The sequence below is a fragment of the Kosakonia sp. H7A genome, from assembly GCF_003028445.1.
GTDB lineage: Bacteria > Pseudomonadota > Gammaproteobacteria > Enterobacterales > Enterobacteriaceae > Kosakonia > Kosakonia radicincitans.
Genome location: NZ_PYTZ01000004.1, coordinates 1 through 20175, shown reverse-complemented (window position 1 = coordinate 20175; position 20175 = coordinate 1). Strand labels below are relative to the sequence as shown.

Here is a 20175-nt window from a genome sequence, read left to right as displayed (position 1 = left end):
TACGTGATTGATAAAACCGCCTTTATTCATCCAACTGCTATTGTTGAAGACGGTGCCGTTATTGGTGCTAACGCTCACATTGGCCCGTTTTGTATTGTTGGCCCTCACGTTGAAATTGGTGAGGGTACGGTTCTGAAATCTCACGTTGTGGTTAATGGTCATACGACGATTGGCCGCGACAATGAGATCTATCAGTTCGCATCCATCGGCGAGGTTAACCAGGATCTGAAATATGCTGGCGAGCCGACTCGCGTGGAAATTGGCGATCGCAACCGCATCCGCGAAAGCGTCACCATCCACCGTGGCACAGTACAGGGCGGAGGGTTGACGAAGGTGGGCAGCGATAACCTGCTGATGATCAATGCGCATATTGCGCATGACTGTACCGTTGGCGATCGCTGCATTCTCGCAAATAACGCAACGTTGGCGGGGCACGTCTCCGTCGACGACTTTGCTATCATCGGCGGCATGACCGCAGTGCATCAGTTCTGCATTATCGGCGCGCACGTGATGGTTGGCGGCTGCTCCGGCGTGGCGCAGGATGTCCCGCCTTACGTGATTGCTCAGGGCAACCATGCCACACCGTTTGGTGTGAACATTGAAGGCCTGAAACGTCGCGGTTTCAGCAGAGAAGCGTTAGTGGCTATCCGCAATGCGTACAAACTGCTGTACCGCAGCGGTAAAACGCTGGAAGAGGCGAAACCGGAGATTGCCGAGCTTGCGGCGAAGCATCCGGAAGTTGATGCGTTTATGCAGTTCTTCGAACGCTCAACGCGCGGCCTGATTCGGTAATGATCGACAATCGTCCTCTTACGATAGCCCTCGTCGCCGGAGAAACCTCCGGCGATATTCTTGGTGCCGGTCTTATCCGCGTGCTGAGATCGCGTGTCCCCAATGCCCGCTTTGTCGGTGTTGCGGGGCCGCGTATGCAGGCTGAAGGGTGTGAAGCCTGGTATGAGATGGAAGAGCTTGCGGTGATGGGTATCGTTGAGGTACTTGGCCGTCTGCGCCGCCTGTTGCAGATCCGCGCTGATTTGACCCGTCGCTTTAGCGAGCTGCAACCGGATGTCTTTGTCGGTATCGATGCGCCGGATTTCAACATTACCCTCGAAGGCAATCTGAAAAAGCAGGGTATCAAAACCATCCATTATGTCAGTCCGTCCGTCTGGGCGTGGCGACAAAAACGCGTTTTCAAAATTGGCAGAGCCACCGACCTGGTGCTCGCATTTCTGCCTTTCGAAAAAGTGTTTTATGACAAATTTAACGTGCCGTGCCGTTTTATTGGCCATACCATGGCCGATGCGATGCCGCTGGATCCGGATAAAAGCGCAGCGCGCGATCATCTGGGGATTGCCCATGATGTGCACTGTCTGGCGTTACTGCCTGGCAGTCGTGGCGCTGAGGTGGAAATGCTGAGCGCCGATTTCCTGCGTACCGCGCAGTTGCTGCGTGAACGCTACCCCGATCTTGAAGTGGTGGTACCGCTGGTCAACGCCAAACGGCGCGAACAGTTTGAGCGGATTAAGACGGAAGTCGCTCCCGATCTGCCAGTGCATATGCTGGATGGTATGGCGCGCGAGGCAATGATCGCCGCCGATGCGACCTTGCTGGCTTCCGGCACCGCCGCGCTGGAGTGCATGCTGGCGAAATGCCCGATGGTCGTGGGTTATCGCATGAAGCCATTCACATTCTGGCTGGCCAGGCGGCTGGTGAAAACGCCTTATGTTTCGCTGCCAAACCTGCTGGCCGGACGTGAACTGGTGAAAGAGTTGCTACAGGATGAGTGCCAGCCGCAGGCGCTGGCCGAAGCACTGGCGCCGCTGCTGGCTAATGGTAAAACCAGCCACGAAATGCATGACATTTTCCGCGAACTACACCAGCAGATTCGCTGTAATGCCGATGAGCAGGCGGCTGACGCAGTACTGGAGTTAGCACAATGATGGAGTTTATTTATCCGCACGCGCATTTGGTTGCCGGTGTGGATGAGGTTGGGCGCGGGCCTTTAGTGGGTGCGGTCGTGACGGCGGCGGTGATCCTCGATCCGAAGCGTCCAATCATTGGCCTGAATGATTCGAAAAAACTCTCTGAAAAACGCCGTCTGGCGTTGAGTGAAGAGATCAAAGAGAAAGCGCTGTCCTGGAGTCTGGGGCGCGCCGAACCGCACGAAATTGACGAACTGAATATTCTGCATGCCACTATGCTGGCGATGCAGCGCGCAATTGCCGGGCTCTCTATCGTCCCGGAATTTGTACTGATTGACGGCAACCGCTGCCCTGCCTTGCCAATGCCTTCGCTGGCAGTCGTGAAAGGCGATAGCCGGGTGGCGGAAATCAGTGCGGCATCGATTATCGCAAAAGTCACGCGAGATGCCGAAATGGCTGAGCTTGATCTTCTTTTTCCGCAATATGGTTTTGCGCAACATAAAGGCTACCCAACGGCTTTCCATCTGGCGAAGCTGGCGGAACATGGCGCAACTGCGCATCACCGGCGCAGCTTTGCGCCGGTTAAACGTGCGCTGGACCTTGTGTCCTGACTCTTGTGAACGTGAAATAACCAGGCTGGGATCTGAAAATGGCTGAACCACGTTTCGTACACCTGCGGGTGCATAGCGACTACTCCATGATTGACGGGCTGGCGAAAACCGGGCCGCTGGTGAAAAAGGCTGCCGCGCTCGGCATGCCCGCGCTGGCGATCACCGATTTTACGAACCTCTGTGGTCTGGTGAAGTTCTACGGAACGGCGCACGGAGCCGGGATGAAACCGATCGTCGGCGCCGATCTGCACGTACAGAGCGATCTGTTAGGCGATGAACTGACACAGCTCACCGTCCTGGCGGCCAACAATACCGGTTACCAGAATCTGACATTGCTGATTTCGCGAGCCTACCAGCGTGGCTATGGCGCACTGGGGCCGTGGATCGATCGCGACTGGTTGCAGGAGCTCGGCGAAGGGTTGATCCTGCTCTCCGGCGCGCGCATGGGCGACGTGGGTAAAAGTCTGTTGCGTGGCAACAGCGTGCTGGTTGAACAGTGTCTCGATTTCTACAAAGAGCATTTTCCCGATCGCTACTACCTTGAGTTGATCCGCACGGGGCGTGCTGATGAAGAGCCCTACCTGCACGCAGCCGTACAACTGGCGGAAGAGCACGGTTTGCCGGTCGTGGCGACCAACGATGTGCGCTTTATTGATGCAGGCGACTTCGACGCGCATGAGATCCGTGTCGCCATCCACGACGGTTTCACTCTGGACGATCCCAAACGTCCGCGCAACTACTCCGCGCAGCAATATATGCGCAGCGAAGAGGAGATGTGCGAACTCTTCTCCGATATCCCGGAAGCGCTGGAAAATACCGTCGAAATCGCCAAACGCTGTAATGTGACCGTACGGCTTGGTGAATACTTCCTGCCGCAGTTCCCGACCGGTGATATGACCACTGAAGACTTCCTCGTGGAGAAATCGAAAGTGGGTCTCGAAGAACGCCTTGCGTTCCTCTTCCCGGATGAGCAGGTTCGTGCAGAGAAGCGTCCGCCGTACGACGAGCGTCTTGATATCGAATTGCAAGTTATCAACCAGATGGGTTTCCCCGGTTACTTTCTGATCGTGATGGAATTTATCCAGTGGTCAAAAGATAACGGCGTGCCGGTAGGGCCGGGGCGTGGTTCGGGCGCTGGATCGCTGGTGGCTTATGCGCTGAAAATTACGGACCTTGATCCGCTGGAATTTGACCTGCTGTTCGAACGTTTCCTTAACCCGGAACGTGTATCGATGCCCGACTTCGACGTTGACTTCTGTATGGAGAAGCGCGACCAGGTGATCGAGCACGTGGCGGACATGTACGGGCGCGATGCGGTATCGCAGATCATCACCTTCGGAACCATGGCGGCGAAAGCGGTTATCCGCGATGTGGGTCGCGTACTGGGTCACCCGTACGGCTTTGTGGACCGCATCTCTAAACTGGTGCCGCCGGATCCGGGCATGACGCTGGCGAAAGCGTTCGAAGCCGAGCCGCAACTACCGGAAATCTACGAAGCAGACGAAGAAGTTAAAGCGCTAATCGACATGGCGCGCAAGCTGGAAGGTGTGACGCGAAACGCGGGTAAACACGCTGGCGGCGTGGTCATCGCACCCACCAAAATTACCGATTTTGCCCCGCTGTACTGTGATGAAGCCGGTCAGCACCCGGTCACTCAGTTTGATAAAAACGATGTTGAATATGCCGGGCTGGTGAAGTTTGACTTCCTGGGTTTGCGCACGCTGACCATCATCAACTGGGCGCTGGAGATGATCAACGCCCGGCGCGAGAAGAACGGCGAGCCGCCGCTCGATATCGCCGCTATTCCGCTGGATGACAAGAAAAGTTTCGACATGCTGCAACGCTCGGAGACCACTGCGGTGTTCCAGCTTGAATCCCGCGGCATGAAAGATTTGATTAAGCGCCTGCAACCCGACTGCTTCGAAGATATGATCGCGCTGGTGGCCCTGTTCCGTCCGGGGCCGTTGCAGTCAGGCATGGTAGATAACTTCATCGACCGTAAACACGGGCGCGAAGAGATCTCCTATCCCGATGTGCAGTGGCAGCATGAAAGCCTGAAACCGGTACTGGAGCCGACTTACGGCATTATCCTCTACCAGGAACAGGTGATGCAGATTGCCCAGGTGCTTTCGGGTTATACCCTTGGCGGCGCGGACATGCTGCGCCGTGCGATGGGTAAGAAAAAGCCGGAAGAGATGGCCAAGCAGCGCGGAACCTTCGAAGAGGGCGCGAAGAAAAATGGCATCGACGGCGAACTGGCGATGAAAATCTTTGACCTGGTAGAAAAATTCGCCGGGTACGGATTTAACAAATCGCACTCTGCCGCCTATGCTTTGGTCTCATACCAGACGCTGTGGTTGAAAGCGCACTATCCGGCCGAGTTTATGGCGGCGGTGATGACTGCCGATATGGACAACACCGAAAAAGTCGTTGGTCTGGTGGATGAGTGCTGGCGCATGGGGCTGAAAATCCTGCCGCCGGATATTAACTCCGGGTTGTACCATTTCCACGTCAACGATGACGGTGAAATTGTTTACGGTATCGGGGCGATTAAAGGCGTCGGTGAAGGTCCGATTGAGGCGATCATCGAAGCGCGTAATAACGGCGGTTACTTCCGCGAACTGTTTGATCTGTGCGCGCGCACCGACATTAAAAAGCTTAATCGCCGGGTGCTGGAAAAACTGATTATGTCCGGGGCGTTTGACCGCCTTGGGCCGCATCGAGCAGCGCTGATGAACTCGCTGGGCGATGCGCTTAAAGCCGCCGATCAGCATTCGAAAGCCGAGGCGATTGGCCAGGCCGATATGTTTGGCGTGCTGGCCGAAGAGCCAGAGCAGATAGAACAATCTTACGCCAGTTGCCAGCCGTGGCCGGAACAGGTGGTGCTGGAAGGTGAGCGTGAAACGTTAGGTCTCTACCTTACGGGTCACCCGATTAACCAATATTTGAAAGAAATTGAGCGCTATGTCGGAGGCTATCGGCTGAAAGACATGCATCCGACCGAACGTGGGAAGGTCACCACGGCGGCGGGGCTCGTCATTGCTGCGCGGGTTATGGTCACCAAGCGCGGCAATCGTATCGGCATCTGTACGTTAGATGACCGTTCCGGGCGTCTGGAAGTGATGTTATTCACTGATGCCCTGGATAAATACCAGCAACTGCTGGAAAAAGACCGCATACTTATTGTCAGCGGACAGGTCAGCTTTGATGACTTTAGCGGGGGACTTAAAATGACCGCCCGTGAAGTTATGGACATTGACGAAGCCCGGGAAAAATACGCCCGTGGGCTTGCTATCTCGCTGACGGACAGGCAAATTGATGACCAGCTTTTAAACCGACTCCGTCAGTCTCTGGAACCCCACCGTTCGGGAACCATTCCAGTACATCTCTACTATCAGAGGGCGGATGCGCGTGCGCGGTTACGTTTCGGCGCAACGTGGCGCGTCTCTCCGAGCGATCGTTTACTCAACGATCTGCGTGGCCTCATAGGTTCGGAGCAGGTGGAACTGGAGTTTGACTAATACAGGAATACTATGAGTCTGAATTTCCTTGATTTCGAACAGCCGATTGCTGAGCTGGAAGCGAAAATCGATTCTCTGACTGCCGTTGGCCGTCAGGATGAAAAACTGGATATAAATATCGACGAAGAAGTGCATCGTCTGCGCGAAAAAAGCGTAGAGTTGACGCGCAAAATTTTCGCCGATCTTGGTGCATGGCAGGTTGCCCAACTGGCGCGCCATCCACTGCGTCCTTACACCCTGGATTATGTCCGCCTGGCGTTCGATGAATTCGACGAACTGGCTGGCGATCGCGCTTATGCCGACGATAAAGCCATTGTTGGCGGTATCGCGCGTCTCGACGGTCGCCCGGTAATGATCATCGGCCACCAGAAAGGCCGCGAAACCAAAGAGAAAATCCGCCGTAACTTTGGTATGCCGGCACCGGAAGGTTATCGCAAAGCACTGCGCCTGATGGAAATGGCAGAACGTTTTAACATGCCGATTATCACCTTTATCGACACCCCTGGCGCTTACCCTGGCGTGGGTGCCGAAGAGCGTGGTCAGTCGGAAGCGATCGCCCGTAACCTGCGTGAAATGTCCCGCCTGAGCGTACCGGTGATCTGCACCGTGATCGGCGAAGGCGGCTCCGGCGGTGCGCTGGCGATTGGCGTGGGCGATAAAGTGAATATGCTGCAATACAGCACCTATTCTGTTATCTCGCCGGAAGGTTGTGCTTCTATTCTGTGGAAAAGCGCCGACAAAGCGCCGCTGGCCGCAGAAGCGATGGGCATCATCGCGCCGCGTCTGAAAGAACTGAAACTGATCGACTCGATCGTTCCGGAACCGCTGGGCGGCGCGCATCGCAACCCGGAAGCGATGGCCGCTTCGCTGAAAGCGCAACTGCTGGCCGATCTCGCCGATCTGGATGTGCTGAGCAAAGACGATCTGCGTAACCGCCGTTACCAGCGTCTGATGAGCTACGGCTACGCCTGAGTTTCATTGCATTGATGAAAAGCCGCACCTCTGTGCGGCTTTTTTTATACCTGCGGTTTACCTCAACTATGCTTAGCTAAGGTTTTTAACGGAGGTAGCTGTGAATATTATTGCCATCATGGGACCCCATGGCGTTTTCTACAAAGATGAGCCAATCAAGGAGCTGGAACAGGCGCTACAGGCGCAAGGGTTTCATATTATCTGGCCCAGAAACAGCACCGACTTACTGAAATTTATCGAGCATAACCCGCGTATTTGCGGCGTGATCTTTGACTGGGATGAGTACTCCCTCGATCTGTGCAGCGAGATTAATCAGCTAAATGAATATCTTCCGCTGTATGCGTTTATTAATACCCACTCCACCATGGATGTCAGCGCGCAGGATATGCGTATGGCGCTGTGGTTTTTCGAATACGCCCTGAGCGTGGCGGACGAGATTGCCTCGCGGATTGTCCAGTACACCAAAGAGTATCTGGAAAACATCACGCCGCCGTTTACCCGGGCGCTGTTCACCTATGTAAAAGAGGGAAAATACACCTTCTGCACGCCCGGGCATATGGCAGGGACGGCGTACCAGAAAAGCCCGGTAGGCTGCTTGTTTTATGATTTCTTCGGCGGCAATACGCTCAAAGCGGATGTTTCGATCTCTGTGACTGAGCTGGGATCGCTGCTGGATCATACCGGTCCGCATCTGGAGGCTGAAGAGTATATCGCCCGTACGTTTGGTGCCGAGCAGAGCTATATGGTGACCAACGGCACATCGACCTCCAACAAAATTGTCGGTATGTATGCCGCGCCAGCGGGCAGTACCCTGTTGATTGACCGTAACTGTCATAAATCGCTGGCGCATCTGTTGATGATGAGCGATGTCACGCCGCTGTGGCTGAAGCCGGGACGCAACGCACTGGGTATCCTGGGTGGCATACCGCGCCGCGAGTTTACCCATGCCAGCATCGAACAAAAAGTTGCAACCACGGCGGGGGCGCACTGGCCGGTACACGCGGTGATTACTAACTCCACGTATGATGGCCTGCTGTACAACACCGACTGGATTAAAAAAACGCTGGATGTACCCTCGATCCATTTCGATTCCGCCTGGGTGCCGTACACCAATTTTCACCCTATTTATGCCGGAAAAAGCGGCATGAGCGGCGAGCGGGTGCCGGGAAAAGTCTTCTTTGAAACGCAGTCGACGCACAAAATGTTGGCGGCATTCTCGCAGGCATCGTTGATTCATATTAAAGGTGAATATGATGAGGACACGTTTAACGAAGCCTTTATGATGCACACCACCACATCGCCGAGCTATCCGCTGGTGGCATCGATCGAAACGGCCGCAGCGATGCTGCGCGGAAACCCTGGTAAGCGCTTAATTAACCGCTCGGTTGAACGGGCGCTGCATTTTCGCAAAGAGGTGCAACGGCTGAAGGATGAAGCCGACGGCTGGTTCTTTGATATCTGGCAACCGGAAGAGATTGATGAAGCTGACTGCTGGCCGGTCGCACCGGGTGAAGCATGGCATGGTTTTCGCGATGCGGATGCCGACCATATGTTTCTCGACCCGGTCAAAGTGACCATCCTGACGCCCGGTATGGACGAGCAAGGGAACATGAGCGAGGAAGGGATCCCGGCGGCGCTTGTAGCGAAGTTCCTCGATGAACGTGGCGTGGTGGTGGAAAAAACCGGGCCGTATAACCTGCTGTTTCTGTTCAGTATCGGCATCGATAAAACCCGGGCAATGGGGTTGTTGCGTGGGCTGATGGAGTTCAAGCGTGCCTACGATCTTAATCTGCGGGTGAAGAACATGTTGCCGGATCTCTATGCTGAAGATCCTGATTTCTATCGCAATATGCGGATTCAGGATCTGGCGCAGGGGATCCATAAGCTTATTCGCCAGCATGATCTACCGCGTTTGATGTTGCAGGCTTTCGATGTGCTGCCGGATATGAAGTTGACGCCGCATCAGGCATGGCAGCGGCAGATCCAGGGCGAGGTGGAAACGGTAGAACTGGAAAAACTGATCGGACGGATCTCGGCCAATATGATCCTGCCTTATCCGCCTGGCGTACCGCTGGTGATGCCGGGTGAAATGATCACTGACGCCAGCCGCCCGGTGCTTGATTTCCTGCTGATGCTATGTGCGATTGGCCGCCACTATCCGGGCTTTGAAACCGATATTCACGGCGCAAAACGAAATGAGGAGGGCACTTACCGGGTACGAGTCCTAAAAGCCCGCTAATCTATTGCGGGCTGAAGTGGGCGGGGGTAACGTTCAGGCATTGAGAAAAGGAGAAACTATGCTGGGTTTAAAACAGGTACATCACATTGCGATCATCGCCACGGATTATGCTGCAAGCAAAGCGTTCTACTGCAATATCCTTGGTTTTACGCTACAAAGTGAAGTTTATCGCGAGGCGCGCGATTCGTGGAAAGGCGATCTGGCGCTGAACGGGCAGTATGTGATTGAGCTGTTCTCCTTTCCGTTTCCGCCTGCGCGTCCCAGCCGCCCGGAAGCGTGCGGCCTGCGCCATCTGGCGTTCAGCGTTGATGATATCGACCAGGCGGTGGCGCATCTGGAATCGCACGGCGTGAAGTGTGAAGCGATACGTGTTGATCCCTGCACCGATAAACGTTTCACCTTCTTTAACGATCCCGATGGCCTGCCGCTGGAGCTTTACCAGCAGTAATACTTGCCACACAACGCGATGCCCGGTAACGTGCCGGGCATCGCTTCCGTTTTGAAAACCACTATGACCACGCCACTTTTCGCGCCATTACCCACTGCATCACTCCAGTTTCTGGTAGCCTTCAGCGGCGGGCTGGATTCAACCGTGCTATTGCACCAAATGATGCTCTGGCGCGAGCAACAGCCCGATATCCGGTTACGGGCAATTCATATCCATCATGGGCTTAGTCCGTATGCGAATGCGTGGGTTGAGCATTGCCAGTCGCTTTGCGAACTCTGGCAGATCCCGCTAACGGTGCAATACGTGACGCTGGTCGATAATGGCGAGGGCATTGAAGCGCAGGCGCGGAAAGCGCGCTATCGGGCATTTCGTCAGGCGTTGAAGCCAGGCGAAGTGCTGCTTACCGCGCAGCATCTGGATGATCAGTGCGAAACCGTACTGCTGGCGCTTAAGCGCGGCAGTGGGCCAGCGGGGCTTGCCGCGATGCCGCAAAGTTTGCCCTTTGCCGGAACGCAGCTTATCCGTCCGCTGCTCAACTTTTCACGTGACACCCTGCATCAATGGGCGCAACTGCATGATTTGCGCTGGATTGAGGATGAAAGTAACGCTGATGTCCGTTTTGACCGCAACTTTTTGCGCCAGCAGGTGCTGCCGCTACTGACGGCGCGCTGGCCGCATTTCGCCGATGCCGTTGCGCGTAGCGCTGAGCTTTGTGGAGAGCAAGAGCAACTGCTGGATGAGCTACTGGCTGACGAACTGGCGGCGGCGACCACGGAGGAAGGGGCCCTGAACATTGCGGCTTTGCAGGTGCTGAGCGAAGTTCGCCGCAACGCCCTGTTACGCCGCTGGCTGGCGCAGCAGGGGGCGGCGATGCCGTCCCGCGCAATGCTTAACCGTTTGTGGTTTGAAGTGGCGCAGGCGCGTGACGATGCGGAGCCTTGCCTGCGGCTGGGTGAGTATGAAGTGCGTCGTTTTCAGGGCAATCTCTACTGGATTAAAACGCAGCCCAGCCAGCGTAATACGCAACTGAACTGGGCAATGCCTTTTGCGCCGCTGTTATTACCGGCCGGGATGGGGGAACTGTCGCTGATCGCTGGAGGGGAATTGCGGGCGCCAACTGCGGAAGAGAGGGTTTCTGTGCGTTTCCATGCATCCGGTTTGTTACATATCGCCGGCCGTCATGGCGGGCGTAAACTGAAAAAAATCTGGCAGGAGTTCGGCGTGGCTCCCTGGCGGCGCGACACCACGCCGCTGCTGTTTTATGGCGAAACGTTAATCGCAGCGGCGGGCGTGTTTGCTACGCAACAAGGGCTTAAAACGGCCGGACAGGAAGGCGTTAAGCTGGTGTGGAAAAAGTAGAGGGCAGCCTGCGCTGCCCGTTGAATGTCAGGACTCGCTCACCACAACGGTGCCGATTTCAGGATGGCTGAAGCTGGCAATTTTATCGAGACGCACTTCGCGTGAGACGCCTGCGACATCCACTACCAGATACTCCACATTTTTACGTGAGACTAAATCGTTGGCTTTGGCGCTGAGCACCTCGCCGTCTTTCAATTCCAGCGCCAATAAAAGATGATGCTGGCAGGCGAGTTCAAGATTGTCATAGTCATCACAGTTGATGGGTTGATAGGCATCATTCATTGACATAATCGCTCACCAGTAAGTTCGCGGCTGCATATGCCGCCTTTTCCCTGACCGACTCTGAAAGGGTGTCATCCGACGCCATTTCATTCAGCACTTTCAACACGCACCCCAGCGCATCCGGGATATACCCCAAATCTCCGCTGGCGATTTCCGCATACCGTTTGCGTACTAACTCACAATAATTGTTCACATCTCCTCCTGTCAGCTACCTGACTTTACTGTGAGATAACACTAAGCCTACGAAGATTAATACTGTTTAGCAAGGCGACTATAACATAGCTTATCCGCCATTATCAGCGTGATGGCGAATGATGCGCACAAGAGATAACAGCGCTTTGCCCCTGAATTAGCTACAATAGCGGCCATTTTATGCAGGAGTGGTGTTATGGCCTTAAAAGCGACTATTTATAAAGCGACGGTGAATGTTGCCGATCTGGATCGTAATCAGTTTTTAGATGCGACGCTGACGCTGGCCCGCCATCCTTCCGAAACCCAGGAGCGCATGATGTTGCGCCTGCTGGCGTGGATCAAATATGCCGATGAGCGGCTGCAATTCACCCGCGGCCTGAGCGCTGAAGATGAGCCGGAAGCCTGGCTGCGTAATGATTATCTGGGAATTGATTTGTGGATCGAGCTGGGGCTGCCGGACGAAAAACGGTTGAAGAAAGCCTGCACACAGGCGAAAGACGTGGCGTTATTTGCCTATAATTCCCGGGCGGCGCAGATCTGGTGGCAGCAAAATCAAAGCCGTTGCGCGAGCTTCGGCAACTTAAGCATCTGGTACCTGGATGATGAGCAGCTGGCGGCGCTCAGCGCGTTTGCCAACGATCGCACCATGACGCTACAGGCTACCTTGCAGGATGGCGCCATCTGGCTTTCTGATGATACGCAGAATCGGGAAATCCACCTTGAAGCCTGGCAGCAGCCATGATTACGATCTCCCGCACTGTCTCCATTGCTGAGGATGAGCTGGAGATCACCGCTGTGCGGGCGCAGGGAGCGGGCGGCCAAAATGTGAATAAAAGTTCGACCGCTATCCACCTGCGTTTTGATATTCGGGCGTCAAGCCTGCCTGAGTATTATAAGGCGCGTTTACTGGAGGCTTCGCACCATCTGATCAGTAGCGATGGCAGGGTTGTGATAAAAGCGCAGGAATATCGCAGCCAGGAGATGAATCGCGAAGCGGCGATCGCGCGCCTGGTGGCATTGATCAAAGAATTGACCGCAGTGCAAAAGAGCCGTCGGGCAACGCGCCCGACCCGCGCATCGAAAGAGCGCCGGTTAACGGGCAAGGCGCAAAAGTCGTCGGTAAAAGCGCTGCGTGGGAAAGTCCGTCGACATGATGGCTGACGGGCAACAACAGACTTGTGCATAAGGAATCGAGTGTGAAAAAAGCGATTTTATCTCTGCTGGCCGGGGGGGCGCTGTTTGCCCTTTTCGGCTGTAACAATCGGGGTGACACCGAAATGGTGCAGCCGACGCAAGTTGAAGAGCTGAAACCGATGCAGCAGAGCTGGCGCGGCGTTTTACCCTGTGCCGATTGCGAAGGTATCGAAACGTCGCTGTTTCTGGAAAAGGATGGCAGTTGGGTGATGAACCAGCGCTACCAGGGCGGAAAAGGCCCGTCGGTATTTGCCTCTTATGGTAACTGGGCGCGCACGGCCGATAAACTGATCCTTACCGATACTCAGGGTGAAAAAACCTGGTTCCGTGCGAAAGGCGATGCGCTGGAGATGATGGATCGGGAAGGCAATCCGATTCATTCGCAACTGAACTACACGCTGCAACCGGTGAAAGCGTCGCTTCCGGCAACGCCGATGGCGATGCGCGGTATGTACCGATATATGGCTGATGCGGCAGTATTTACGGACTGTGCAACCGGGAAACAGGTCGCAGTGGCAAGTAATGCTCAGCTTGAGCGCGATTATGCAGCTGCGCGCGGTACTGAAAGCAAACCGATTCTGCTGGTGGTGGAAGGGCATTTTGCCTTTGAACCGAACCCGGATACCGGCGCGCCACAGAAAGTGCTGGTCATTAATAAGAAAGGGCAGTTTAGCGCCAATAAAGACTGTGATGATTAAGCCTCTGACACCATAAAAAAAGCCCCGCGAGCGGGGCTTTTTGTCGGCTTAGCCTTTAATAGCTTTCACCAGATAATCAAGGATGTCGCCGGTTTTGATGAGCTGCTTCTCGCCGTTGCGACGATATTTGTATTCAATATCGTCGTTGTCGAGGTTGCGATCGCCGATCACCACTGTGTGCGGGATACCGATCAGTTCCATATCAGCAAACATCACGCCCGGACGCTCTTTACGGTCATCCATCAGCACTTCAATGCCCTGCGCGCGCAGTTCGGCGTAGAGTTTTTCCGCCAGTTCCTGCACACGGTAGGATTTGTGCATGTTCATCGGCAGCAGCGCAACCTGGAACGGTGCGATAGCGTCCGGCCAGATGATCCCGCGCTCGTCGTTGTTCTGCTCGATCGCCGCAGCCACCACGCGCGTTACACCGATACCGTAGCAGCCCATGGTCAGAATCTGGTTGCGGCCATCTTCACCCTGTACCGCCGCGTTCAGCGCCTGGGAGTACTTGGTGCCGAGCTGGAAAATATGACCCACTTCGATACCGCGTTTAATCAGCAGCGTACCTTTACCGTCCGGGCTTGGATCGCCAGCGACAACGTTACGGATATCCGCCACTTCCGGCGTCACGACATCGCGATCCCAGTTGATGCCGAAGTAGTGTTTACCGTCGATGTTCGCGCCCGCAGAGAAGTCGCTCATCGCGGCAACGGTACGGTCGATCACCACAGGAACTGGCATATTAACCGGGCCAAGGGAGCCAGGACCGGCATTGACCACGGCGCGAATTTCCGCTTCGGTGGCGAAAGTTAACGGTGCAGCAACCTGCGGCAGTTTTTCCGCTTTCACTTCGTTCAGCTCGTGATCGCCGCGAACCAGCAGCGCGACCAGCGGGTAGCTGCTGCCTTCAACGGCTTTCACCAGCAGCGTTTTTACCGTTTTCTCAATCGGCAGGTTGAACTGTTCAACCAGCTCGGCGATGGTTTTCGCGTTTGGCGTATCAACCAGCGTCATTTCCTGCGTGGCGGCGCCGCGCGGTTCTTTTGGCGCCAGCGCTTCAGCAAACTCGATGTTGGCGGCGAAATCGGAGGAGTCAGAGAAGATCACATCATCTTCACCGCTCTGCGCCAGCACCTGGAATTCATGGGATGCGCTACCGCCGATCGAGCCGGTATCGGCCTGTACAGCACGGAAATCCAGCCCCATACGGCTGAAGATTTTGCTGTAGGCGGCATACATTGCGTCATAGGTTTCCTGCAAGGATTCCTGAGAGGTATGGAAAGAGTAGGCATCTTTCATCAGGAATTCGCGGGAACGCATAACGCCAAAGCGTGGGCGCACTTCATCGCGGAACTTAGTCTGGATCTGGAAGAAGTTCAGCGGCAGCTGTTTGTAGGAGTTCAGCTCGTTACGGATCAGATCGGTAATGACTTCTTCGTGAGTCGGGCCGAGGACGAACGGGCGATCGCCGCGATCAACAAAACGCAGCAGTTCCGGGCCATACTGCTCCCAGCGGCCGCTTTCCTGCCACAGATCGGCTGGCTGTACCACTGGCATGGACACCTCAATCGCACCGGCGTTATTCATCTCTTCACGCACGATGTTTTCGACTTTTTTCAGGACGCGCAGACCGGTCGGCAGCCAGGTGTATAACCCGGAGGCCAGTTTGCGGATCATCCCGGCGCGCAGCATCAGCTGGTGGCTGATGACTTCGGCGTCGGCAGGCGTCTCCTTAAGAGTGGAGAGCAAGTATTGGCTAGTACGCATGTTGTTACGGTTCCATTTGGACAATCGGAACAGGCCCGAAATCAGGCCTGACACAAAAAAAGTGGTTTAGTTTATCAGCCTGGCAGAGATGCCAAAAGAGAGGGGAATAAAATTAGCGCGCTTCCAGCGCAAAGACTTCAAATCCCGCCGCCGTTACGCGCCAGCGCACATTAAAATCCAGCAGCCAGACGGCGTAAGTCTTCCCTTGTTCTTCCTCTTTTCGGTAGGCCGGACGCGGATCCTGCGCCAGCACTTCCAGCAAAAAGGCTTTAAAGTGGGGATAACGCTTTTCCAGCCCGCTAAGTTGCAACTCCACGTCGGATGTGAAGCTCACCGGGATATCGCCAACCGGCGCCTGCTGCGCGTAGCTGGCCTGCGCATCGGGTACGGCTTCGGCAAAAGGCAGATAAGGTTTGATATCCACAACCGGCGTGCCATCGACCAGATCCAGGCTACCGAGCTGTAAAATCACCTGATCTTTATGGCAGCGGATCCCTTTTAATTCGACCAGTGACATACCGATCGGATTGGGGCGAAACGTTGATCGTGTGGCGAACACGCCCATTCTTGCATTACCCCCGAGCCGCGGCGGGCGCACGGTCGGACGCCATCCGCCTTCCATCGTTTGATGAAAAACGAAAAGCACCCACAAATGGCTGAACTCTTCGAGGCCGCGCACTGCATCGGGTTGATTATACGGAGGAAGCAAGTGAAGTTCGCCGCCGCCATGCTTCACCAGACCCGGCTGGCGCGGTACGGCAAACTTCTCTTTATACGGTGAACGGATAACACCTATTTGCCCGAAAGCAAAGGTACTCATTTTGCCGAAACGTCGAGTGCGGAACCCACACAGATGGCCTGGCGATAGCAGCCAGGAGTACCGCTGGTTACTTCGCAGCTATGCAACAGAACGGCATTGGCCCTGGCTTTTTTCGAGGCATTAATCTGCATGCGTTTGCGTGCGGTCGGGATGTTCGGCGGGGAGTCCTGGTTGCTTGCCTGACAGGATTCGCCGGTGACTTCACCCAGATCGCGGAACGGTTTACCCACTAAATCTTGTGCATCAGTGATGATGCGCACCGGGGCAGGGCGTGTCACTTTCGGTTTTACCGGCTCTGATTTTGGCGTCACTGCGCTACTTTGTACCGGTTCGACAGGGGATCTGCTTAGCAAGGAGCAGCCGCTCAACATGAGTGCTAATAAACAGATCGGTAAAGCACGCATAATCTTTCCTCAAAGTGATTTTCTTAACGCCGCTTATTGAATCAGGGACGTGTACAAATGACAAGGCGGGCTTTCGCCCGCCTTGAATGATATTACAGACAGAGGAGATTACCAGCCTTTCACCGCGCCGCCATTGAAGACTTTGTTCGCCGCTTCGTTCACTTCATCTGACTGGTAAGCCTGAACGAATTTTTTCACGTTTTCCGCGTCTTTGTTATCTTCACGGGCAACGATCAGGTTCACGTACGGGGAGTCTTTATCTTCAACGAAGATGCCGTCTTTTGCCGGAGTCAGGCCGATCTGGCTGGCATAAGTGGTGTTGATCACCGCCAGTGCAATCTGCGCGTCATCCAGAGAGCGCGGCAGCTGCGGTGCTTCCAGCTCAACAATCTTCAGGTTTTTCGGGTTTTCGGTGATATCCAGTACGGTCGGCATCAAGCCCACACCATCTTTCAGTTTGATCAAACCCTGTTTCTGCAACAGCAGCAGGGAACGACCGAGGTTAGTCGGATCGTTTGGTACGGCGACCTGAGAACCATCCTGCAATTCAGACAGTGATTTGATTTTTTTGGAGTAGCCTGCAATTGGATAAACAAAAGTGTTGCCGACCGGAACCAGTTTGAAACCGCGATCTTTAATCTGCTGATCGAGGTACGGTTTGTGCTGGAAGGCGTTAGCATCGATATCGCCTTTGCTCAGCGCTTCGTTTGGCAGCACGTAGTCGTTAAAAGTCACCAGCTCAACGTCGAGGCCATATTTCTCTTTCGCAACTTTCTGTGCGACTTCGGCAACCTGCTGTTCAGCACCAACAATCACACCGACTTTAATGTGATTCGGATCCTTTTCATCCTGGCCGCATCCGACCAGCGCCAGAGAACCAAGCAGAGCACCTACGGCTGCAAAGGTCTTGAATTTAAAAGCCATGTTATTTCCCTTCTCTCAGAGTCGTTATGTTGTGTAACGTTATTTGTGCGTCACAGCCCGGACGATACGATCGCCCGCGAACTGAATTAAGTAAACCAGAACCACCAGTAATATCAGTACGGTATTCATCACTAATGGGTTATAGGTCACATAGCCGTACTGGATCCCCAGTTGTCCCAGACCACCTGCACCGACGGCACCGCCCATTGCGGAATAACCCACGAGGGTAATCAGCGTAATGGTCGCAGCATTAATGAGGCCCGGCAGCGCTTCCGGCAACAGCACTTTGCGGATGATCTGCATTGGCGTTGCACCCATCGCACGGGAAGCTTCAATCAAACCTGCTGGCAGCTCCAACAGGGTGTTTTCCACCATACGGGCGATAAACGGCGCGGCGCCAACCGTCAGCGGTACAATGACGGCGTACAGACCAATTGAGGTGCCGACAATCACGCGCGTAAAAGGAATCATCCAGACCAACAAAATAATGAACGGAATGGAGCGGAAAATGTTGACCAGCGCAGAGATCACCCGATACAGACCCGGATTCTGCATGATCTGACCCGGACGCGTGACATACAACAGCACGCCAAACGGCAGACCCACGACAAACCCCAGCAGACCGGAGGCAAAGGTCATAAACAGTGTTTCCCAGATGCTGCGGGCAAAGAGCCACATCATTGCCTCAGACATAACCGAGTACCTCTATTTTTACATGGTGTTCCTGCAACCAGGCGATGGCTGCCTGGGTATCTTGCTGAGTGCCGTGCATTTCCGTCAGCATAATGCCGAACTTCACGCCGCCCGCGTAATCCATCTGCGCGCTAATAATGTTGTTGTTCACGTTGAAACGACGCGCGGTTTCAGACAACAGCGGCGCATCCACCGACTGACCAGTAAACTCCATACGCAGCATCGGTACGCTGTCAGCCTGCGGTTCCGGCTGCAAGCGTTGTGCATAATCTTCCGGAATATCGAGATGCAGCGTGGACTGAATAAACTGCTGTGCCAGCGGCGTTTTCGGATGGGAGAAGACTTCACTCACCGTATCTTGCTCAATCAGTTCACCGTTGCTGATAACGGCCACGCAGTCGCAAATGCGCTTAACTACATCCATTTCGTGGGTGATCAGCAGAATGGTCAGACCGAGGCGACGGTTGATGTCTTTCAGCAATTCAAGAATGGAGCGTGTTGTTGCCGGATCGAGCGCGCTGGTGGCTTCGTCACATAGCAGTACTTTCGGATTGCTGGCCAACGCACGGGCGATTGCCACGCGCTGTTTTTGCCCCCCGGAGAGGTTGGCCGGATAACTGTCATGTTTATCGCCAAGACCGACCAGATCAAGCAGCTCTTTTACCCGGCGATTGATCTCGTCACGCGGGGTATTATCCAGCTCCAGCGGTAATGCGACATTACCGAAAACGGTACGCGATGCCAGCAGATTAAAGTGCTGGAAGATCATGCCAATTTGGCGGCGAGCTTTAGTTAATTCCACTTCAGAGAGTTTAGTCAGTTCCTGGCCATCGACCAGCACACTGCCTTGCGTCGGACGCTCAAGCAGGTTAACGCAGCGGATAAGCGTACTTTTCCCCGCACCTGATGCGCCAATAACGCCATAAATTTGACCAGCGGGAACATGCAGGCTGACGTTGTTCAGCGCCTGTATATTACGGTTCCCCTGCTGGAACACTTTGGTGATATTCGAAAGTTTAATCATTAGATTATTTTTATCGTATAAGAGTTAGCCGTGGCATTTTGTTCTGCCGGTTACGGGCGTACCCGTAAACAGAGCGGATGGTAAGGCATCCAGACGTCTAAATCAATGTCGCTTGCAATGATGAGCACTTTCCTGCGTTGCGAAACATGAGATACTAAGCTTCTATGCCTTTTTCAGGAGTAAACCCGTGGCAAAGTCAGTACCCGCTATTTTCCTCGATCGTGATGGCACGATTAATGTTGATCATGGCTACGTGCATGAGATCGATAACTTCGAATTTATTGATGGCGTTATTGACGCCATGCGCGAACTTAAAGAGATGGGCTACGCGCTGGTTCTGGTAACGAACCAGTCTGGTATTGCTCGCGGTAAATTTACCGAAGCGCAGTTTGAAACGCTGACCGAGTGGATGGACTGGTCGCTGGCCGATCGCGGTGTGGATCTGGACGGTATCTATTATTGTCCACATCACCCGCAGGGAACCGTTGAAGAGTTTCGTCAGGTGTGCGATTGCCGTAAGCCGCATCCGGGGATGTTGATCTCTGCCCGCGATTTCCTGCACATCGATATGGCTGCTTCTTATATGGTAGGCGATAAAATAGAAGATATGCAGGCGGCGGATGCTGCACAAGTGGGGACGAAAGTCTTAGTGCGCACGGGAAAACCGGTCACCCCGGAAGCGGAAAAAAGCGCTGACTGGGTGATTAATAGCCTTGCGGAGCTGCCTTTAGCTATCAAAAAGCACCAAAAATAACCGTTATGACGAAAAGATGAGCGGTTGAAATAAAAATGCATTTTTCCGCTTGTCATTCCTCTCCGGCTCCCTATAATGCGCCTCCATCGACACGGCGCCAGCGAGGAACATCACGCAGCGACGTTAAGTCGGAAGAGAAAAAATCCCGAAAATCGGGGTTGACTCTGAAAGAGGAAAGCGTAATATACGCCACCTCGCGACAGTGAGCTGAAAGCCGCGTCGCAACTGCTCTTTAACAATTTATCAGACAATCTGTGTGGGCACTCAGGTGACTGGATTCTTGATGTCTTCGGACAAAAAATGAATACCAAGTCTCACGGGTGAACACGTAATTCATTACGAAGTTTAATT

At 54.4% G+C, this 20175-nt stretch carries 20 protein-coding genes; 12 read left to right on the top strand and 8 right to left on the bottom strand.

Annotation, left to right across the window (positions count from 1 at the left end):
* Positions 1–3: 3 nt before the first annotated feature.
* The 8 genes from lpxA to tilS all read left to right on the top strand — a co-directional run bounded on the left by lpxA (position 4) and on the right by tilS (position 11072).
* Positions 4–792 (top strand): acyl-ACP--UDP-N-acetylglucosamine O-acyltransferase, encoded by a 789-nt coding sequence (gene lpxA / locus CWM66_RS15225; RefSeq protein ID WP_007373235.1) that lies wholly within the window; start codon positions 4–6, stop codon positions 790–792.
* On the top strand, positions 792–1940 hold the full coding sequence (gene lpxB / locus CWM66_RS15220) for a lipid-A-disaccharide synthase (protein ID WP_107146855.1): 1149 nt from the start codon (positions 792–794) through the stop codon (positions 1938–1940). The genes lpxA and lpxB overlap by 1 nt, the downstream gene beginning before the upstream one ends.
* Positions 1937–2533, top strand: coding sequence for a ribonuclease HII (gene rnhB / locus CWM66_RS15215; protein ID WP_035886480.1), 597 nt, complete (start codon positions 1937–1939; stop codon positions 2531–2533). The genes lpxB and rnhB overlap by 4 nt, the downstream gene beginning before the upstream one ends.
* A gap of 38 nt (positions 2534–2571) precedes the next feature.
* Positions 2572–6054 carry a DNA polymerase III subunit alpha gene (gene dnaE / locus CWM66_RS15210; protein WP_035886479.1) on the top strand — a complete coding sequence of 1161 codons (3483 nt, stop codon included), beginning with the start codon at positions 2572–2574 and terminating at the stop codon, positions 6052–6054.
* 12 nt (positions 6055–6066) lie between these two features.
* Positions 6067–7026, top strand: a complete 960-nt coding sequence (gene accA / locus CWM66_RS15205; RefSeq protein WP_007373239.1) for an acetyl-CoA carboxylase carboxyl transferase subunit alpha — start codon at positions 6067–6069, stop codon at positions 7024–7026.
* A 100-nt stretch (positions 7027–7126) separates the two neighbouring features.
* Positions 7127–9265, top strand: a complete 2139-nt coding sequence (locus CWM66_RS15200; protein WP_071920234.1) for a lysine decarboxylase LdcC — start codon at positions 7127–7129, stop codon at positions 9263–9265.
* 58 nt (positions 9266–9323) lie between these two features.
* Positions 9324–9713: a VOC family protein gene (locus CWM66_RS15195; protein WP_107146854.1), complete on the top strand. Its 390-nt coding sequence runs from the start codon at positions 9324–9326 to the stop codon at positions 9711–9713.
* A gap of 63 nt (positions 9714–9776) precedes the next feature.
* Positions 9777–11072 carry a tRNA lysidine(34) synthetase TilS gene (gene tilS / locus CWM66_RS15190; protein ID WP_090398269.1) on the top strand — a complete coding sequence of 432 codons (1296 nt, stop codon included), beginning with the start codon at positions 9777–9779 and terminating at the stop codon, positions 11070–11072.
* 27 nt (positions 11073–11099) lie between these two features.
* Here tilS and rof read toward each other — a convergent pair whose 3' ends face one another.
* Together rof and CWM66_RS15180 are read right to left on the bottom strand one after the other, a co-directional pair.
* Positions 11100–11360, bottom strand: a complete 261-nt coding sequence (gene rof, locus CWM66_RS15185) for a Rho-binding antiterminator (RefSeq protein WP_007373243.1) — start codon at positions 11358–11360, stop codon at positions 11100–11102.
* Positions 11347–11547, bottom strand: coding sequence for a YaeP family protein (locus tag CWM66_RS15180; RefSeq protein WP_007373244.1), 201 nt, complete (start codon positions 11545–11547; stop codon positions 11347–11349). Before CWM66_RS15180 ends, rof begins: the two co-directional genes overlap by 14 nt.
* A gap of 195 nt (positions 11548–11742) precedes the next feature.
* Here CWM66_RS15180 and CWM66_RS15175 point away from each other — a divergent pair, with 195 nt between their 5' ends.
* The 3 genes from CWM66_RS15175 to nlpE are packed head-to-tail and all read left to right on the top strand — an operon-like array spanning position 11743 to position 13438.
* Positions 11743–12288 carry a YaeQ family protein gene (locus CWM66_RS15175; protein ID WP_007373245.1) on the top strand — a complete coding sequence of 182 codons (546 nt, stop codon included), beginning with the start codon at positions 11743–11745 and terminating at the stop codon, positions 12286–12288.
* Positions 12285–12707, top strand: coding sequence for an alternative ribosome rescue aminoacyl-tRNA hydrolase ArfB (gene arfB, locus CWM66_RS15170; protein WP_079516930.1), 423 nt, complete (start codon positions 12285–12287; stop codon positions 12705–12707). The genes CWM66_RS15175 and arfB overlap by 4 nt, the downstream gene beginning before the upstream one ends.
* A gap of 35 nt (positions 12708–12742) precedes the next feature.
* Entirely contained in the window at positions 12743–13438 is a 696-nt protein-coding gene (gene nlpE, locus CWM66_RS15165; protein ID WP_007373247.1) for an envelope stress response activation lipoprotein NlpE, read from the top strand.
* A 48-nt stretch (positions 13439–13486) separates the two neighbouring features.
* Here the strand turns inward: nlpE and proS are convergent, their stop codons facing one another.
* The 6 genes from proS to metN all read right to left on the bottom strand — a co-directional run bounded on the left by proS (position 13487) and on the right by metN (position 19070).
* Positions 13487–15205: a proline--tRNA ligase gene (gene proS, locus CWM66_RS15160; protein WP_107146853.1), complete on the bottom strand. Its 1719-nt coding sequence runs from the start codon at positions 15203–15205 to the stop codon at positions 13487–13489.
* Between the two features lie 112 nt (positions 15206–15317).
* Positions 15318–16025, bottom strand: a complete 708-nt coding sequence (gene tsaA / locus CWM66_RS15155) for a tRNA (N6-threonylcarbamoyladenosine(37)-N6)-methyltransferase TrmO (protein WP_107146852.1) — start codon at positions 16023–16025, stop codon at positions 15318–15320.
* Positions 16022–16429 carry an Rcs stress response system protein RcsF gene (gene rcsF, locus CWM66_RS15150; RefSeq protein WP_035886474.1) on the bottom strand — a complete coding sequence of 136 codons (408 nt, stop codon included), beginning with the start codon at positions 16427–16429 and terminating at the stop codon, positions 16022–16024. Before rcsF ends, tsaA begins: the two co-directional genes overlap by 4 nt.
* Before the next feature lie 108 nt (positions 16430–16537).
* Positions 16538–17353: a methionine ABC transporter substrate-binding lipoprotein MetQ gene (gene metQ / locus CWM66_RS15145; protein WP_007373252.1), complete on the bottom strand. Its 816-nt coding sequence runs from the start codon at positions 17351–17353 to the stop codon at positions 16538–16540.
* Positions 17354–17392: 39 nt separating this feature from the next.
* On the bottom strand, positions 17393–18046 hold the full coding sequence (locus CWM66_RS15140; protein ID WP_007373253.1) for a methionine ABC transporter permease MetI: 654 nt from the start codon (positions 18044–18046) through the stop codon (positions 17393–17395).
* A complete protein-coding gene (gene metN, locus CWM66_RS15135; protein ID WP_007373254.1) occupies positions 18039–19070 on the bottom strand; it encodes a methionine ABC transporter ATP-binding protein MetN in 1032 nt (343 codons plus the stop codon). Before metN ends, CWM66_RS15140 begins: the two co-directional genes overlap by 8 nt.
* Before the next feature lie 187 nt (positions 19071–19257).
* On the opposite strand from metN, the gene gmhB reads away from it, so the two are divergent.
* Positions 19258–19824, top strand: coding sequence for a D-glycero-beta-D-manno-heptose 1,7-bisphosphate 7-phosphatase (gmhB, locus tag CWM66_RS15130; RefSeq protein WP_007373255.1), 567 nt, complete (start codon positions 19258–19260; stop codon positions 19822–19824).
* Positions 19825–20175 lie beyond the last annotated feature (351 nt).

What these genes read in the sequence shown, in the direction of transcription:
- CWM66_RS15175 (WP_007373245.1), top strand. Translation starts at nt 11,743, where the DNA reads ATGGCCTTAAAAGCGACTATTTATAAAGCGACGGTGAATGTTGCCGAT.
- proS (WP_107146853.1), bottom strand. Translation starts at nt 15,205, where the DNA reads ATGCGTACTAGCCAATACTTGCTCTCCACTCTTAAGGAGACGCCTGCC.
- rcsF (WP_035886474.1), bottom strand. Translation starts at nt 16,429, where the DNA reads ATGCGTGCTTTACCGATCTGTTTATTAGCACTCATGTTGAGCGGCTGC.
- CWM66_RS15140 (WP_007373253.1), bottom strand. Translation starts at nt 18,046, where the DNA reads ATGTCTGAGGCAATGATGTGGCTCTTTGCCCGCAGCATCTGGGAAACA.
- arfB (WP_079516930.1), top strand. Translation starts at nt 12,285, where the DNA reads ATGATTACGATCTCCCGCACTGTCTCCATTGCTGAGGATGAGCTGGAG.
- tilS (WP_090398269.1), top strand. Translation starts at nt 9,777, where the DNA reads ATGACCACGCCACTTTTCGCGCCATTACCCACTGCATCACTCCAGTTT.
- rof (WP_007373243.1), bottom strand. Translation starts at nt 11,360, where the DNA reads ATGTCAATGAATGATGCCTATCAACCCATCAACTGTGATGACTATGAC.
- rnhB (WP_035886480.1), top strand. Translation starts at nt 1,937, where the DNA reads ATGATGGAGTTTATTTATCCGCACGCGCATTTGGTTGCCGGTGTGGAT.
- metN (WP_007373254.1), bottom strand. Translation starts at nt 19,070, where the DNA reads ATGATTAAACTTTCGAATATCACCAAAGTGTTCCAGCAGGGGAACCGT.
- dnaE (WP_035886479.1), top strand. Translation starts at nt 2,572, where the DNA reads ATGGCTGAACCACGTTTCGTACACCTGCGGGTGCATAGCGACTACTCC.
- tsaA (WP_107146852.1), bottom strand. Translation starts at nt 16,025, where the DNA reads ATGAGTACCTTTGCTTTCGGGCAAATAGGTGTTATCCGTTCACCGTAT.
- metQ (WP_007373252.1), bottom strand. Translation starts at nt 17,353, where the DNA reads ATGGCTTTTAAATTCAAGACCTTTGCAGCCGTAGGTGCTCTGCTTGGT.
- CWM66_RS15195 (WP_107146854.1), top strand. Translation starts at nt 9,324, where the DNA reads ATGCTGGGTTTAAAACAGGTACATCACATTGCGATCATCGCCACGGAT.
- accA (WP_007373239.1), top strand. Translation starts at nt 6,067, where the DNA reads ATGAGTCTGAATTTCCTTGATTTCGAACAGCCGATTGCTGAGCTGGAA.
- lpxB (WP_107146855.1), top strand. Translation starts at nt 792, where the DNA reads ATGATCGACAATCGTCCTCTTACGATAGCCCTCGTCGCCGGAGAAACC.